General features: G+C 40.8%; 14 protein-coding genes. 9 read left to right on the top strand and 5 right to left on the bottom strand.

All coding sequences use genetic code 11. The features are described 5' to 3' along the window. Positions 1 to 70: 70 nt before the first annotated feature. The 3 genes from yeiP to M1E86_RS11195 all read right to left on the bottom strand — a co-directional run bounded on the left by yeiP (position 71) and on the right by M1E86_RS11195 (position 2671). Complete coding sequence (yeiP, locus tag M1E86_RS11205; protein ID WP_125891234.1) at positions 71 to 643, bottom strand: elongation factor P-like protein YeiP; 573 nt, start codon at positions 641 to 643, stop codon at positions 71 to 73. A 185-nt stretch (positions 644 to 828) separates the two neighbouring features. Beyond that, entirely contained in the window at positions 829 to 2073 is a 1245-nt protein-coding gene (gene mtr / locus M1E86_RS11200; protein WP_140172547.1) for a tryptophan permease, read from the bottom strand. A 160-nt stretch (positions 2074 to 2233) separates the two neighbouring features. Further along, positions 2234 to 2671, bottom strand: coding sequence for a nucleotide triphosphate diphosphatase NUDT15 (locus M1E86_RS11195; protein WP_125891232.1), 438 nt, complete (start codon positions 2669 to 2671; stop codon positions 2234 to 2236). Between the two features lie 164 nt (positions 2672 to 2835). Between M1E86_RS11195 and fruK the strand changes: the two genes are divergently transcribed. After that, on the top strand, positions 2836 to 3771 hold the full coding sequence (fruK, locus tag M1E86_RS11190) for a 1-phosphofructokinase (protein WP_213912831.1): 936 nt from the start codon (positions 2836 to 2838) through the stop codon (positions 3769 to 3771). Positions 3772 to 3839: 68 nt separating this feature from the next. Here fruK and nfo read toward each other — a convergent pair whose 3' ends face one another. Both nfo and M1E86_RS11180 read right to left on the bottom strand, forming a co-directional pair. Then, on the bottom strand, positions 3840 to 4685 hold the full coding sequence (nfo, locus tag M1E86_RS11185; protein ID WP_125891231.1) for a deoxyribonuclease IV: 846 nt from the start codon (positions 4683 to 4685) through the stop codon (positions 3840 to 3842). A 100-nt stretch (positions 4686 to 4785) separates the two neighbouring features. After that, on the bottom strand, positions 4786 to 5865 hold the full coding sequence (locus M1E86_RS11180; protein WP_213912571.1) for a YeiH family putative sulfate export transporter: 1080 nt from the start codon (positions 5863 to 5865) through the stop codon (positions 4786 to 4788). Positions 5866 to 6058: 193 nt separating this feature from the next. Here M1E86_RS11180 and yieE point away from each other — a divergent pair, with 193 nt between their 5' ends. From yieE to M1E86_RS11140, 8 genes are all read left to right on the top strand, one after another. After that, positions 6059 to 6922 (top strand): DNA-binding transcriptional regulator YeiE, encoded by an 864-nt coding sequence (yieE, locus tag M1E86_RS11175; RefSeq protein WP_125891229.1) that lies wholly within the window; start codon positions 6059 to 6061, stop codon positions 6920 to 6922. A 242-nt stretch (positions 6923 to 7164) separates the two neighbouring features. Beyond that, positions 7165 to 8655, top strand: a complete 1491-nt coding sequence (locus tag M1E86_RS11170; protein WP_248466639.1) for an amino acid permease — start codon at positions 7165 to 7167, stop codon at positions 8653 to 8655. A 252-nt stretch (positions 8656 to 8907) separates the two neighbouring features. After that, the gene (locus tag M1E86_RS11165; RefSeq protein WP_213912573.1) at positions 8908 to 10044 is read left to right on the top strand and encodes an ABC transporter substrate-binding protein; all 1137 of its coding nucleotides are present in this window, start codon (positions 8908 to 8910) and stop codon (positions 10042 to 10044) included. 19 nt (positions 10045 to 10063) lie between these two features. Beyond that, positions 10064 to 11158, top strand: coding sequence for a FecCD family ABC transporter permease (locus tag M1E86_RS11160; protein WP_213912574.1), 1095 nt, complete (start codon positions 10064 to 10066; stop codon positions 11156 to 11158). Continuing rightward, positions 11152 to 11940 carry an ABC transporter ATP-binding protein gene (locus M1E86_RS11155; RefSeq protein ID WP_125891225.1) on the top strand — a complete coding sequence of 263 codons (789 nt, stop codon included), beginning with the start codon at positions 11152 to 11154 and terminating at the stop codon, positions 11938 to 11940. Before M1E86_RS11160 ends, M1E86_RS11155 begins: the two co-directional genes overlap by 7 nt. Before the next feature lie 266 nt (positions 11941 to 12206). Next, entirely contained in the window at positions 12207 to 14189 is a 1983-nt protein-coding gene (locus tag M1E86_RS11150) for a ligand-gated channel protein (RefSeq protein ID WP_213912575.1), read from the top strand. Positions 14190 to 14549: 360 nt separating this feature from the next. Further along, positions 14550 to 14762: a hypothetical protein gene (locus tag M1E86_RS11145; protein ID WP_004253162.1), complete on the top strand. Its 213-nt coding sequence runs from the start codon at positions 14550 to 14552 to the stop codon at positions 14760 to 14762. Further along, a complete protein-coding gene (locus tag M1E86_RS11140) occupies positions 14752 to 16137 on the top strand; it encodes an amino acid permease (RefSeq protein ID WP_213912576.1) in 1386 nt (461 codons plus the stop codon). Before M1E86_RS11145 ends, M1E86_RS11140 begins: the two co-directional genes overlap by 11 nt. The last annotated feature ends 78 nt before the right edge of the window (positions 16138 to 16215 follow it).

Here is a 16215-nt window from a genome sequence, read left to right as displayed (position 1 = left end):
TGGCATATGCCTATGAACAATAAACTCATAGGCATATAAAGCATTATTTTTGCAAAATTAAAAGTAAAAATTAATCGCAACGGCCCATATAACGGCGCTCAGCGATATGAATACGAATTTTTTCGCCGCTAGTTAGATACTCAGGAACTTGAATGGTTAGCCCTGTCGACATTGTTGCCGGTTTAGTTCGTGCGCTGGCAGACGCTCCTTTAATCGCAGGTGTTGTCTCTATAATGGCCATATCAACCGTTTGTGGTAACTCTAAAGCCAGAACTTGCCCATCCATCGTTAACACTTGCATTCCTGGTAACCCTTCTTCAGGAATAAAAAGTAATTCTTCTTCAATATCAGCTTTTTTGAAAATATAAGGCGTGTAGTCTTCATTATCCATAAAGACATATTCATCACCATCAATATAAGAAAAACTGACGCCACGACGCGTAAGTGAAATTGTGTCTAAAATATCATCGCCTTTGAAACGCTCTTCAACTTTCTGGCCAGTTTTGATATCAGTAAAACGCATTTTATATAATGTACTCGCACCACGAGCACTAGGTGCTTGAATATCAATGTCTTTTACAAGTAATAATTTGCCATTGTAGTTTATTGCAAAACCACGTTTGATTTCATTGGCCTTGGCCATAAATAACCTTCTTTGGGGTTGTCAAAAAGAGTGCGACAAAATTACTCGCAGATAAGGAATTAGGCAAGATGCTAAAGTCAATTTTCGGTGAAAAATTTTTGGAAAATACAATTTTAGATAATACAGTTCTTGGATAAGGCAATAAGTATGAATATAACCCGTGGGCTATATTCATACTGAAATGATTAGTAGATAGGAAGTAAGCCAGACAATGACAATAAATGAGCCACCGCATTAACTAAACCAAAAAGGATCACGAAGCCAATGATAAAGCTTCCTCCTGGTGCTCTATAGCTGTTATTTGGATAACGTTTACGACTGGCTCTTGCCATCAATGCAGGGACAATAACAGCCCAAATAGTGGCAGCCAACCCGGCAAAACCAATCGCATAAATAAACCCATTAGGGAAAATTAACGCGAGAATTGTTGGTGGTAAAAATGTGACTGCGACAGATTTAAGACGGCCAAACTTATTATCTTCAAATTTGAAAAAGTCAGCAATAAAATCAAATAACCCTAAAGACACGCCTAAGAAAGAGCTGGCTAGAGCCATGTACGAAAACAGGTTCAAAAATTGAGAGATAAAACTACTTTGGGTGGAAATATTCATTTGAGCCAGTAATGCATCAATATTATTGCCGTTTTCTCTGATCTCAATAAATGACGTTCTTGGAATATTTCCTTGAATAGCGTACTGCCATAAAATATAGATAACAACAGTGATTGTGGCACCATAGACGAGGCTCTTAACAACACTACGGCTATCTTTATTATAATATTTTACTAATCCAGGCACATTACCATGATAACCAAAAGAGGTTAATAAATAAGGTAATGCGGCTAAGGCATAGGGGAGGTATTGGCTTTCGCTTTGCTCAGTTTGGTTAAATAAAATCGCGGGCGATGCAGTGGAAACCATCCCACCGATTGACATGATAAAGGTGATTACCATCCCGCCAATTAAAATGGTGCTTAACCTGTCGACAGCACGCGTAGAAAGCCATACAAAAAAAGCAACAATGAAAGCAAAAACAAAGCCTGCACCCGCTTGTGGTATCTGTATTTTTTCTGACAGGTTTGCTGCGATGATAGAGCTGCCCGCAGAAATATAGGCATAAGTGAGTATATAAAGCACAAAAGTAACGGATAAGCCGTTAATTGAATTCCAAGTTGAACCTAATAAATCCTTTACCATTGTATGGAAACTAGCACCCGCAGGGTAATTCATATTAGCTTCTAAAATCATTAACCCAGAAAGTAACATACAAATAAAGGTATAAATTAACAGAATGACGGAACCTGTGAACCATACGCCAGAAGTCACCATAGGAATAGAAAACATACCAGCACCGACTGCAGTACCGGCGATGATCATAGCACCTCCCAATATAGAAGGATTTTTTTGTTGGGTTGTTCCATCAATAGCCATGGTGGCTCCTAAATATTATGTTTCACTGTACTAGCTAAATGATACGGTAAGTGTGAGGTATTGTAAATATGGCAAATTGAATAAATTAGGGAAAAATGAGTAATTAGAAAGAGATGGACAATAAACGCACAAAACGAAGAGGTTTGTACGTTTCGGTTAATTAGGCGCTGTGGTGGTAGAAACGGTGTGTTAACCAGAGGTCAACCGCATTGCGGCTCGCTTCAAAATGGGGTTCTGGGAGATTATCAGGGGAAACCCACATTAAGTTTTCACATTTATCTGCTTCCATAATTCGAGGCTCAACATCACCGCTATATTCAACATGCATACAAATAGAAACCGTATGTTTACCTTCTTGTTGATAAGTTTGTAAATTATTGCTGATGCCAAAAACGGTGGGGGCTTGGATATCAATACCAATTTCTTCTTTTATTTCGCGAATGGCACAATTTTCAAAAGACTCACCTGGGTCAACGTGGCCTCCGAAAATAGACCAATAGGGCGCATGTTTACTGCTGCGTTTACCCATTAAAATTTGCCCATGTTTGTTCGTGATTAGAACACCGACACCCACGACGACGTTGGTAGGCTCAGACATATCTTCTCCTTATTGTTTTATTTTTTAGCGCGCTGATCCTGACATAATCGTGTAGAAAAACAAGCAGGAAAAAGTACAAATATCACTGAAAACAATATGCTTTAATGTTATAACTATAATTAAATTTAAAGACACGATAATCATGATAAGGGAGATTAGTGGTTATGACTCGCCGGGTTGCTACAATTACATTAAATCCTGCTTACGACCTTGTGGGCTTATGCTCTACTATCGAAGTTGGTGAAGTCAATTTAGTCAAAACCGCTAGCCTCAATGCGGGTGGTAAAGGTGTCAATGTCGCAAAAGTGCTCCGTGACTTAGGTATTGATATCACCGTTAGTGGTTTTATGGGAAAGGATAACCAAGAAGAATTCCAACATTTTTTCAGTGAAAATGGTATGGCTAATCGCTTTAGTATGGTGCCAGGGCGTACACGAATTAACGTGAAACTCACTGAAAATAACGGGGAATCGACTGATTTCAATTTTTCAGGTTTTGAAGTTAGTAAAGAAGATTGGAACCGTTTCTCGACAGAGTCGCTCAACTGGTTAGGCCATTTCGATATGGTTGTGGTGAGCGGAAGTTTACCGAGGGGGATTGACCCAGAAGAATTTACTCGCTGGATGACTCGCCTTCGCCAATTATGCCCATGTATTATTTTTGATAGTAGCCGGGAAGCGTTGAAGGCCGGTTTAAAAGCATCTCCATGGTTAGTAAAACCTAATCGTCATGAGTTAGAAAGTTGGGTTGGCCGAAAACTTCCCGATTTACAAGATGTCGTGACCGCAGCGCATGAATTAAGAGATAAAGGGATTTCCCATGTGGTCATATCGTTAGGGGAAGAAGGGGCTCTTTGGGTTAATGCGTCGGGCTCTTGGCTTGCAAAACCACCCCATTGTGAAGTGATAAGCACGGTTGGTGCTGGTGATTCCATGGTGGCAGGGTTAGCGTATGGGTTACTGAATGGTGAATCCAGTGAGCACACGTTACGTATGGCGACAGCGATTTCCGCGCTATCAGTTTCTCAGCCAGATGTCGGTTTAAAAAATAGAAACAAATTAGCGGATATGATGGCTAAAATTGAAATGAAATCGTTATAGTGCGTTAGTTTCAACCAAAACCCCCACATGATAAATGCAGGGGGTTTTGGTTATTAGAAAGTAAATAATTAGCTATTTTGTTGTGCTTTGAGCCATGCAATTTCTTGCGGCCAAATATCGGGGTTAACGGTTTCTAAAATCAATGGGATACCATCAAAGCGGTTATCTTGCATAATGTAAGTAAATGGCGCAAAGCCTATGTTTCCTTCACCTAAACTATGGTGGCGGTCAACGCGGCTGGCAAATTCACTTTTAGCATCATTTAGGTGCATTCCTTTTAGAAATTCAAACCCGACAATCTCTGCAAATTGGCCGAATGTTTTGTCACAATCTTCGGCCGTGCGTAGGTCATAACCTGCGGCAAAAGCATGGCAAGTATCGATACAAACACCGACACGGCTTTTATCTTTCACGCCATCAATAATTTTGGCGAGATGTGTAAAGTCAAAGCCCAAGTTAGTCCCTTGGCCAGCCGTATTTTCAATCACGGCAGTCACTCCTTCAGTTTCAGCAAGGGCAATATTAATAGATTCAGCAATCCGCGCTAAACAATCGTCAACTTCAATTTTCTTTAAATGACTACCTGGGTGAAAGTTAAGTAAATCAATACCTAATTGTTCGCAGCGTTGCATCTCATCGATAAAAGCGACACGAGATTTTTCTAAAGCTTCAAATTCGGGGTGACCTAGATTGATCAAATAGCTGTCATGAGGAAGGATTTGATGCTTGCCGTACCCATATTTTTTGCAGTTATCTTTAAATTTTTTAATAACGTCTTCGCTTAACGGTGCGGCTTTCCATTGGCGCTGATTTTTTGTGAATAATGCAAAAGCGGTTGCATTGATTTCATGTGCGCGAATAACGGCTTGGTCAACGCCACCTGAGGCGCTGACATGTGCTCCAATATATTTCATTTTTGACTCCTTTTTCTTGGAGTATGCCATTAATGAGCAAATAAATGAAATCAACAAAAAAGCCACCAAGTGAGGTGGCTAAAAATGAGGGGAATATAGTTTAAAAAATACTTTGAATCAGTAAGTTAATCAAAAGTCCACCGACTATCAACCAAACAAACAGTATCAGCGCCATTAACAAGGGTTTAATACCCGCTTGGCGAATAGCACTCACATGGGTCGTTAGCCCTAAAGCCACCATTGCCATTGCGAGTAAAATTGTATCTAACGCAATGATTTGTTGCACTAATACTTGAGGCAGTAGGTTGAGTGAGTTAAAACCTGCAACAACAATAAAGAATACAGCGAACCAAGGAATAGTAATTTTGCTTTTTGGGCTATTGGTTGTTTGGTTAGCCGCTGTTTTACGGCTTAAGAAAGCCGATAAGATAATGAGAAAAGGCGCAAGCATCATGACACGGATCATTTTGGCAATGACAGAGGCATTCTCTGCGTCAGTCCCAATGGTGTGGCCTGCTGCAACAACCTGTGCAACTTCATGCACGGTTGAACCGATATAAATCCCAAAAGTTTCTTCTGTTGCTGGAAACCAGCCGAAGTGCGCATTTAATTGGTAAATCCAAGGGTAAACAAAGATACAAATCGTACCAAAGATAACCACCGTTGAAACGGCAACCGCGACTTTACTCGCTGAGGCCTTAATCACAGGTTCGGTTGCCATGACTGCAGCTGCACCACAAATACTACTGCCTGCACCAATTAATAGTGTTGTTTCTTCATCAAGACCGAACACTTTTTTACCTAGCCAATACGCTAGTAAGAATGTCGATGTTAATGTTAAAGCATCGATAATGACGCCAGTGGCTCCGACGTCTGTGATCTGCTGGAAAGTAAGGCGAAAACCATACAAGATAATACCAGCGCGTAGGAAATAGTGTTTGGCAAATTTAATGCCTGCATCACAAGATTGACTGGCTACGGGATAAAAAGTATTCCCTACAATAATTCCTAATAATATTGCGAGGGTTAATGCACCTAAACCGATATCCATAAACCAGGGTTGGTCACCGAGGTAAATTGCAATAGCAGTTAGAATACCCGCTAGAATAATACCTGGTATGAGTTTTAATATAGGGTTCTGACTGTTCTGCTCAAGGGTGTTGGTGTCACTTTTATTCATGATGATGCTCTTTATTACCGCTTATAAGATTTAGTAATAAGGATATATCAAAATCAATAATAATTTAAATTGATTGTCTTTATATTATCTACCACTAAAACAGATTATAAGTTTCTTCTGGAATATTACGAATAAATCGTTACTATTAACATTATTATTACAAATACTAAAAATCACGTTGGGGCTTACCTTTATGCGAATTACACTTAGGCAACTTGAGGTTTTTACGGAAGTATTAAAAAGTGGCTCCACGACGCAGGCATCTCAGTTATTAGCGCTTTCACAATCAGCTGTCAGCGCATCCCTAACGGATTTAGAAGGCCAATTAGGCGTTCAATTATTTGACCGTGTGGGTAAACGACTTGTTACAAATGAGCACGGAAGGCTGCTTTATCCCAAAGCGTTAGCATTATTAGAGCAAGGGTTAGAGGTCGAGCAATTATTTAAAAAAGAGATGGGAGCTGTGCGTCTTGCTGCCAGTACGACGATTGGTAATTATATTTTGCCAGAAGTCTTAGCGGGTTATCGTCATGATCACCCGGATATACCTTTAGAGCTTTTTATCAGTAACACAGAAGAAATCATTAAATCCGTTATGGAGTTTCGAGCGGACGTTGGGTTAATTGAAGGTGTTTGCCATAGCCCTGAGTTAATTTCTAAAGCATGGTTAAAAGATGAACTCGTTATTTTTGTTTCACCTCAAAATCCATTAGCGAATAAAAATATCTCTTTAAAGGATTTGCGTGATGCGCCTTGGATTTTGCGTGAAAGGGGGTCAGGTACGCGGGATGTCCTTGACCAACTATTATTTGCACATCTTCCCGGCTTTCATATTTTAATGGAGCTAGGTAATTCAGAAGCGATTAAACATGCAGTGCGTTACGGGATAGGCATAAGCTGTTTATCACGCCGAGTGATCGAAGAGCAATTAGAAAATGGCTCTCTAGTCGAATTAAAAATAGACGAACTTCATTTAGAAAGAACGCTATATTTGATTTATCACCGTCAAAAGCATCTTTCGAACGCGATTACTAACCTGTTGTCTTATTGCAACTAGTAATACTCGCCATATATCGAGCCGCAGCCTTGTTGGCTGCGCTTTTTCGTCTTAGTTAAATACCTCATTCTATTTTTGATATTCTTTCAATAGAAATGGGGGATTTGGCAATAACGCGTTTTACTTATAATTTTGTGTGAATTATGAAGGTATCTTATAACAGTGAAGAGTTGCTTAGTTCTCACAGCCTATTTTGCTAGAATCCATGCGATATTAGCTGAATAATAAATTGCAGGGAACAAATGTCAGAACAACATACCAATACTATCTCGCAGGGCGGCGCACAAAGACTACGCCGTGAGTTAAAGGCGCGCCATCTTGCGATGATTGCTATCGGTGGATCTATCGGTACTGGTTTATTCGTTGCATCGGGTGCAACGGTTGCACAAGCAGGCCCCGGTGGAGCACTCCTTTCTTATGCTATCATTGGCTTAATGGTCTATTTTTTGATGACCAGTTTGGGCGAGTTAGCTGCTTATATGCCTGTTTCGGGCTCATTTGCAACTTATGGTGCAAAATATGTCGATGAAGGCTTTGGTTTCGCACTTGGGTGGAACTACTGGTACAACTGGGCCGTGACCATTGCGGTTGACTTAGTTGCCGCTCAATTGGTGATGACCTACTGGTTCCCAGATACGCCCGGTTGGATTTGGAGCGCAATCTTCCTCGCCATTATTTTCTTACTGAATTTCATCTCTGTTAAAGGGTTCGGTGAAGCAGAATACTGGTTCTCATTAATAAAAGTCACCACGGTCGTTATTTTTATTGTTGTTGGCGTATTGATGATTTTTGGCATCATGAGTGGTGCAGAAAATGCAGGGTGGCATAATTGGGAAATCGGTGATGCACCTTTTGCTGGTGGTTTCTCTGCGATGATTGGTGTGGCAATGATCGTTGGTTTCTCATTCCAAGGTACTGAATTAATTGGTATTGCTGCGGGTGAGTCGAAAGATCCTGCCAAAAATATTCCGAAAGCCGTGCGCAAAGTGTTTTGGCGTATCCTGTTATTCTATATCTTCGCAATCTTAATTATTAGTTTGATCATTCCTTATACTGACCCAAGCTTACTACGTAACGATGTTAAAGATATTAGTGTTAGTCCATTTACCTTAGTATTTGAAAATGCAGGCCTATTATCCGCAGCAGCAGTGATGAATGCGGTTATCTTAACGGCAGTATTATCGGCGGGTAACTCGGGTATGTACGCATCAACGCGTATGTTGTATACCTTAGCGCGTGAAGGCAAAGCGCCGCGCATTTTCGCCCGATTATCTAAAGGTGGCGTACCGCGTTATGCATTGTTAGCAACGACAGTTGTTGCGGGCTTATGTTTCTTAAGTTCTATGTTTGGAAACCAGACGGTGTACCTGTGGCTATTAAATACATCTGGGATGACAGGGTTTATTGCTTGGTTAGGTATTGCAATTAGCCATTATCGTTTCCGTAGAGGCTATATTGCACAAGGGAAAGATCTTAATGACTTACCTTATCGTTCAGGTTTCTTCCCAATTGGCCCTATTTTTGCCTTTATTTTGTGTTTAACAATTACATTAGGCCAAAACTACCAAGCCTTTTTAGAAGATAAAATTGATTGGGTGGGGGTTACTGCAACTTATATTGGTATCCCATTATTTTTAGCGATTTGGTTTGGCTATAAGATAGCGAAGAAAACAACGTTTATTCGCTATAAAGACATGAGCTTTCCAAGTTACCGCGAAAATTTAGATAAATAATTTTTTTAAATACTTATCATGAAAACAGCACTCTTTATAGGGTGCTGTTTTTTTATATATAGCGCTGGCAATAAAGTGGTATTTTGGCGATAAAATATGCTGAATGCTTGGCTTTACGATGGTGGTCACAAAATTCCATTGATGAAAGTCATGATTAAACTAATAATCGTATTGATAAGTATTCTTATTTGCTTTATTGTTACCGCATAAAAAAAAGGTAAGTCAATGAGGTTAATAGTGGAGCTTAATACTATGTCGTCGGTAGCCAAGAAGTCTGTAGCTAGGTCGGTAGTAAAAGGGATAAGTTTAGCGTTATTAGCAAGTGCCAGTATGAGTGCTTGGGCTGCAACAGTCACTGATATTGCAGGCCGTACAGTTGAAGTTCCTGATAATGTTAATCGCATTTTATTAGGTGAGGGACGCCTATTTAGTGCAATAGCTCTGCTGGAAGGTGATAAACCTATTGACCGAATTGTAGGTTGGCAAGGTGATCTTCGAAAACTAGATCCACAAACCTACGCTGCCTATAAAGCTAAATTTCCTGAAATTGATAATATCCCACTGATTGGTAATACCAGTGCAGATAGCGTCAGTTCAGAAAAAGTATTAACCCTAAATCCAGATATCGCGATTTTTGGGTTATCAGGCCATGGGCCGGGTAAAAATAGTGAATTAGTTAACCAGCTTGAAAAAGCGGGAGTACCTGTTGTATTCGTGGATTTCCGTGATAAGCCACTGGAAAACACATTGCCAAGTATGCGTTTACTCGGCAAAGCGTTAAACCGTGAACAGGCAGCAAATAAGTATGTCGATTTTTATGAAAAAAACCAAAAATTAGTCACTGACATCACCTCTAAAATACCAGACGATAAAAAACCAAGTGTTTTTATTGAATTACGTGCAGGTGCCTTTGAAGATTGCTGTGGCACGGCTGGCGATGGAAATATGGGGAATTTTATTGACCTAGCAGGTGGTAAAAATATCGCAAAAGGCGTTTTACCGGGTGCACTTGGTACAATGAATTTAGAGAAAATCATCGCAGCAGACCCAAATATTTATATTGCATCAGGGGCAAAAGCACCGGGTAGTAAAGATGCAGGCGTTCAATTAGGTGCGCAAAGCTCATTAGCGGATGCGAAAGCAAGCCTGAAAAAAATAACTGAACGTAAAGGAATTAGCGCGTTATCAGCCATTAAAGATAAGCAAGATTATGCTATCTGGCACAATTACTATAACTCTCCGTACAATGTGATTGCGACGCAAGTTTTCGCTAAGTGGTTCTATCCAGAACAATTTACCGACCTTGAGCCGCAAAAAACGCTGGAGCAATTGCATAGAGAGTTTCTCGCCATCGAACCAACAGGTGTATATTGGGTCAGCGAAAAGTAATGAAAACGGGTAAGAATTGATGAGTATGACGAGCGAGCCAATAGTTGTGGCTGAAAAATCAGCGATTCAGGCTGACGATAATGTAAAAATACATTATCAAAATATGTTACGTCGTCGGTTGACTTGGCTAGGGGTCATCGTTGCGGCAATTTTATTATCACTGGTTATTGATTTTACATTAGGGCCATCAGGTTTATCTCTTGAGCGTTTATGGCAAACGTTGATGACCCCAGAGGTCGTTGATGCAGGAACACGCGTCATCGTATGGGATATTCGGTTGCCATACGCGTTGATGGCAGTGGTGATTGGCATGTCATTAGGGCTTGCTGGCGCTGAGATGCAGACTATCCTCAATAACCCGTTAGCGAGCCCATTTACGTTAGGGGTCTCTAATGCCGCGGCTTTTGGTGCCGCATTAGCGATTGTTTCTGGCATTGCAATTCCAGGTGTGCCTGACCAATGGGTGATATCAGCGAATGCCTTTATTTTTGCATTGTTAGCCGCTTTGATGTTAGACGCGGTTACCCGTTGGACGCGCGTAGCAACTTCAGGTGTTGTATTGTTTGGTATTGCTCTCGTGTTCACCTTTAATGCATTGGTTTCTATGATGCAATTCATCGCGACGGAAGATACCTTGCAAGGTTTAGTCTTTTGGACGATGGGGAGTTTATCAAAAGCAACTTGGGTTAAACTGGGTGTGATGGCGCTAGTGTTCGCACTTATTTTCCCGATTGCCATGATGAGCTCATGGAAACTGACGGCTTTAAGGCTGGGCGAGGACAGGGCAATCAGTTTTGGTATTGATGTGCGTCGTTTAAGGCTAACAACATTATTACGCATCAGTATTTTATCGGCGTTAGCGGTGGCATTTGTTGGCCCTATCGCTTTTATTGGTTTAGTCGCACCGCATATTGCAAGGTTGATTTTTGGTGAAGATCACCGCTTTTATCTGCCGGCAAGTGCATTAATTGGGGCGTTAATTTTATCCATGGCGTCAATTGCGTCGAAGAATATTATTCCGGGTGTGATTATTCCTGTTGGGATTGTGACATCGTTAGTGGGGGTACCGTTCTTTTTAAGCATTATTTTACGTCATAGAGGGAACGTATCATGAGCGGCCTGATTATTAATCAATTTAATGCAGGCTACCCAAAACGCCCCGTAATTGAGAATTTATCGACGGATATTTTGCCTCGAGGCAAGATCACGGTATTACTTGGGCCTAATGGCAGTGGTAAATCCACGTTGTTGCGTTCATTGGCGGGGTTAAACAAAGCCACAGGGCAGCTGCTACTGGATGGTCAGGACTTAACCCAACAGAGCTTTGCCCAGCGGGCACAAAATGTGGTGTATTTACCGCAAACGTTACCTGCTGGTGTGCACCTGTATGTTCTTGAGTCTGTTATTGTTGCTCAACGTGCGTCAGGCGGTTTGAGCAATGAAAATAGTAAAGACGAAGTGATGGGGCTATTACGCCAATTGGGTATTGAACATTTGGCGTTAAGTTATTTAGACCAACTTTCTGGTGGTCAAAAACAATTAGTCGGCTTGGCTCAATCTTTAATTCGTCAACCCAACTTATTGTTATTAGATGAGCCCTTAAGTGCGCTGGATTTAAATTACCAATATCATGTGATGGATTTAGTGGCGAAAGAAACCAAACGCCGAAATATAATCACGGTTGTGGTAGTTCATGATATTAATATTGCGCTTAAACATGCAGAGCATATATTAATGTTGAAGCAGGGTAATTTAATTGCACAAGGCGAACCTGCTGAGGTTATTACACCGGAAAGCCTTGCTGAAGTTTATGGTGTACGTGGTCGCATCGAACGTTGTTCGCAAGGTGTTCCACAAGTCCTGATTGATGGGCTGGTTGATAAACTGGCGAGTTAATATCGTAATAAAATAATGTACTTGCCGCACTTGGCAAGTACATTAAATAAAAGGAGAGAAAGCAATATTGAAAATAAACAATTTAAATATTCATTAATAGTAATTACCCACAGGAAATTTAATTGAATTATATAATGGTTTTTTACCATGAATTTCCTATGGGTATTTCAATGCCTAAATAATAAAAAAGATATTTTTGATTCAATGAAATCAATGTGAGCAAATCAATTCATATATAAAACAAAATATCTCTTGGAGAGTTGGGAATGGTTGTTTTTAATAAAAGAAAAGTGGCAATTAGCATAATTGCGGCTATCGCTGCGGCACCTGCATTTGCTGATGACAGTAATGATAAAATCTATGTGACAACCGCATCAGGTTATCAACAGAAAATTGAAGATGCACCTGCGTCTATTTCTGTAGTCACTCGCGAACAACTCGAAACTAAAGCTTATCGTGATGTAACTGACGCATTAAAAGATGTACCGGGTGTTTTAGTCACCGGTGGCGGCAGTAGCTCTGATATTAGCATCCGTGGTATGGATGCAAAATACACCATGATTTTAATCGATGGTAAACGTGTTGATACACGCAGCACACGCCCAAATAGTGACGGTTCAGGTATTGAGCAAGGTTGGTTACCACCATTACCAGCGATCGAGCGTATTGAAGTGGTACGCGGCCCAATGTCATCGCTGTACGGTTCAGATGCGATGGGTGGGGTTATTAATATTATCACTCGTCGTGTGCAACAAGAGTGGACGACCAGTTTACGGGCAGATGCCACAATTACAGAACGCAAAAATTCCGGTAATACAGGGCAAGGCAGCTTCTATACATCAGGTCCATTAATTGATGGCTTATTAGGTGTAAAATTACAAGGTCAATATTCGCATCGTGGTGAAGATAAAATCATTAATGGCTTTAACCGCCAAATTATGGCAAGTGGCGGAGCGACGGTATCGTTAACTCCAGATGACAAAAATACCTTCGATGCAGAGTTCAAACGTGATAACCAACACCGTGATGACCGTGAAGGTTATACCAGCAAAAGAGGTGACGGTAGCGGTTTTAGCAAATATGAATTGACTCATATGGCATTAACCCATACGGGTATTTATGATATTGCCTCAACAGATACCTATGTTCAATACGATGAGACAAAAAACCCAGGCCGTAAAATGACGGCAGAAGACCTTGTTTTCCGTAATCAAAGCGTTTTTTTACTGGGGGATCATAGTTTAAGTATTGGCGGTCAATATCGTAAAGAGAAGTTGAAAGACGAAGGTAATAAATTCAAACAGTATAATCAGCTTGAACGATACAGCTGGGCGTTATTTGCAGAAGATGAATGGTTAATGACGAATGATTTTGCATTAACGGGCGGTATCCGTATGGATAAAGACGAAAACTACGGTTCACACTGGACTCCGCGTCTGTATGGTGTATGGCATGCTGATGAACAGTGGACCATTAAAGGCGGGGTAACTACAGGTTATAAAGCACCAAGCTTACGTGAATCGTCTGCAAACTGGGGACAAGCAACAGGCGGTAGCGCAGGAAATGCCGTTATTTATGGTAATCCTGATTTGAAACCAGAGAAAAGTATTACTGAAGAAATTGGTGTTATTTGGAATAACCAAGATAATATTACTGCAGGGATAACTATCTATAACACTGACTTTAAAGATAAAATTACTGAAGTTAGGCGTTGTGAAGAAAATAGTAGCACAGTAAGAGCATGTACAGTACCTCAAGATGGTGAAGGTGATAAACCTGGAAAACCATATCGTTTTATTAGTGACAAAGCAAACGTTGATAAAGCAAGAATGCGCGGTGTTGAACTAACTTTCAACTGGCGTATTGTGGATGACTTAAGCTTCGCAGCTAACTACACTTATACAGATACTGAACAAAAAAGTGGTGTAAATAAAGGTAAGCCATTAAATAAACAGCCTAAACATATGGCTAATTCTACACTGACATGGCAAACCACTGAAGATTTAGAAACGTGGACGCGTATGAATTTCCGCGGTAAAACCTCTGAGTACCAAGGCCGTGGACAAAAAATGGCAAGTGGTACAGCATCTTATGCTTTATTTGATTTAGGTGCGAGTTATCAGCTTAACAAGAACGCAAACATTGTTGGTGGTGTCTATAACGTCTTAGATCGCCGAATCGATAATGCGACTTACGGCGCTGAATTAGAAGGCCGTCGTTACAATATCGGTATCAACTACAACTTCTAATCGAAAAAACTATCTCGATTAACCCAAACCCTTTGGCTCTCACCAGAGGGTTTTTTGTTGATTAAAACCTGATAAAAATCATAAGAAAAAGAACTTATAAGCAGATATGGCAAAAAGCCAGAAATAATCAAAATTTCTCATAGAAAATAGGGTGATTTGTTAACAATTTAACTTGCTATTTCGAGTTATGGCGTGCAAAATGCGCGAACTAAAAAATAACTGATGCTTAATCAAATGAAGCATCGGTTTTTTTGTTTTTAGGAACGTTCATTCTAGCGGGGCCGGACATAGAGCCGGAGAGATAATTTTAATATTTACGTGTAGCAAACATTTTTCGCTACCGATTTGAGGAATGCTTTTATGGCTTACTTTTTCGCATTCGCAGCAGGGCCAGGCGCTGGCGGCTGCCGTATCGATGACTACGGGGCTCTCGGTGGCTTCGCTCACACGCCTTTCTCCCTTTCTTCGTTTTTCTCTGCCTATAGGCAGATGCAAAGTCTTCCCAGTAACTGTCGATTAAGCCGAAGTAGTATGCAATCGAAAGTTATGGGAGGGCTTAGACGTGCAAAATAATACGCCAATTCCATTAGACATCGGTCACAATCAAACGGGTGCGAATAACCGCGTACAACTTGCAAAAACCTTAACATTGGTGCAAGTGGTCATGATCGGTATTGCGTATATCCAGCCAATGACGATATTTGATACCTTCGGAATGGTGTCAGATAAAACCGGTGGACATGTTCCAACTTCATACATTATTGCACTTGCTGCGATACTGTTTACTGCTCTGAGCTACGGTAAATTGGTGAAACGTTTCCCATCAGCCGGTTCAGCGTACACTTATGCCCAAAAATCAATGAGCCCACATATTGGCTTCTTGGTGGGCTGGACATCCTTGCTGTCCTATATTTTTATGCCAATGATCAACATATTATTGGCTAAAATTTATTTACAAGATATTTTCCCTAATGTGGAACCGGCAATCTTCGTTGTTGGGCTGGTTATTTTAATGACTGCAGCCAACTTACGTGGGATTAACGTAATTGCAAACTTAAGTACCGTCATTGCCATCATTCAAGTGGGTGTCATGGTGGTGTTTACGGGGCTTGTGATCCACGGTGTTTCTAACGGTGAAGGAACGGGAGAAATTTGGACTTTTAACCCATTTGCTAATGAAAAAACGGAAATGATCCCACTCATTGCTGGGGCAACAATCCTCTGTTTCTCATTCTTAGGTTTTGACGGGTTAAGTTCACTCTCAGAAGAAACACCGAATGCTGGTAAAGTTATTCCTCGCGCTATTTTCTTAACCGCGTTAATCGGTGGGGTTATCTTTATTACGGTTTCGTTCTTCTTACAGCAATACTTCCCTGATGTATCACGCTTTAAGAATATTAATGAAACACAGCCAGATATTATGCGTTTTGTTGCTGGTACATTCTTCCAGTCAATCATTCTGGTGTTCTCATGTGTTACCGTATTAGCATCAGGCATGGCCGCTCATGCAGGTAGTGCGCGTTTAATGTATGTTATGGGACGTGATGGGGTATTCCCAGAAAAAGTCTTTGGCTACGTAAGCCCAACATGGCGCACCCCGGCATACAACGTATTACTGGTTGGTTTCTTGGCATTAGGCGCTATTTGGTTTGAAATGGATTTTGCGACAGCATTAATTAACTTTGGTGCACTAATCGCGTTTACCTTTGTAAATATTTCGGTCATTAGCCAATTCTTTATTCGTGAACGCCGCATGACAGGCTTCAAAAATATCCTAAACTACTTGATCCTGCCTGTTATTGGTACACTGACAGTGTGTGTGTTATGGCTGAATATAGAAGAAGACTCAATGGTTTATGGGTTGATCTGGACAGCAGTTGGTTTGATCTATATGGCGGTGCTGACACGTATGTTTAAGCGGCCTATGCCACAGATGAGCGACATCTAGCTATATTCTTCATATTTCGTGCCGTAACTGCGTTGCGTTCTCAAAACGACATGGGTCACATACTTATGTATGCTCCCC

Origin of the sequence: Providencia sp. PROV200 (assembly GCF_049901995.1) — a bacterium.
GTDB classification, from domain to species: Bacteria; Pseudomonadota; Gammaproteobacteria; order Enterobacterales; family Enterobacteriaceae; genus Providencia; species Providencia rettgeri_E.
The sequence above is the reverse complement of the archived record's forward strand: the minus strand, read 5'-3'. Positions and strand labels throughout refer to the sequence as shown.

What these genes read in the sequence shown, in the direction of transcription:
- fruK (WP_213912831.1), top strand. Translation starts at nt 2,836, where the DNA reads ATGACTCGCCGGGTTGCTACAATTACATTAAATCCTGCTTACGACCTT.
- M1E86_RS11160 (WP_213912574.1), top strand. Translation starts at nt 10,064, where the DNA reads ATGAGTATGACGAGCGAGCCAATAGTTGTGGCTGAAAAATCAGCGATT.
- yeiP (WP_125891234.1), bottom strand. Translation starts at nt 643, where the DNA reads ATGGCCAAGGCCAATGAAATCAAACGTGGTTTTGCAATAAACTACAAT.
- M1E86_RS11170 (WP_248466639.1), top strand. Translation starts at nt 7,165, where the DNA reads ATGTCAGAACAACATACCAATACTATCTCGCAGGGCGGCGCACAAAGA.
- M1E86_RS11165 (WP_213912573.1), top strand. Translation starts at nt 8,908, where the DNA reads ATGTCGTCGGTAGCCAAGAAGTCTGTAGCTAGGTCGGTAGTAAAAGGG.
- M1E86_RS11150 (WP_213912575.1), top strand. Translation starts at nt 12,207, where the DNA reads ATGGTTGTTTTTAATAAAAGAAAAGTGGCAATTAGCATAATTGCGGCT.
- M1E86_RS11145 (WP_004253162.1), top strand. Translation starts at nt 14,550, where the DNA reads ATGGCTTACTTTTTCGCATTCGCAGCAGGGCCAGGCGCTGGCGGCTGC.
- M1E86_RS11195 (WP_125891232.1), bottom strand. Translation starts at nt 2,671, where the DNA reads ATGTCTGAGCCTACCAACGTCGTCGTGGGTGTCGGTGTTCTAATCACG.
- nfo (WP_125891231.1), bottom strand. Translation starts at nt 4,685, where the DNA reads ATGAAATATATTGGAGCACATGTCAGCGCCTCAGGTGGCGTTGACCAA.
- mtr (WP_140172547.1), bottom strand. Translation starts at nt 2,073, where the DNA reads ATGGCTATTGATGGAACAACCCAACAAAAAAATCCTTCTATATTGGGA.
- yieE (WP_125891229.1), top strand. Translation starts at nt 6,059, where the DNA reads ATGCGAATTACACTTAGGCAACTTGAGGTTTTTACGGAAGTATTAAAA.
- M1E86_RS11180 (WP_213912571.1), bottom strand. Translation starts at nt 5,865, where the DNA reads ATGAATAAAAGTGACACCAACACCCTTGAGCAGAACAGTCAGAACCCT.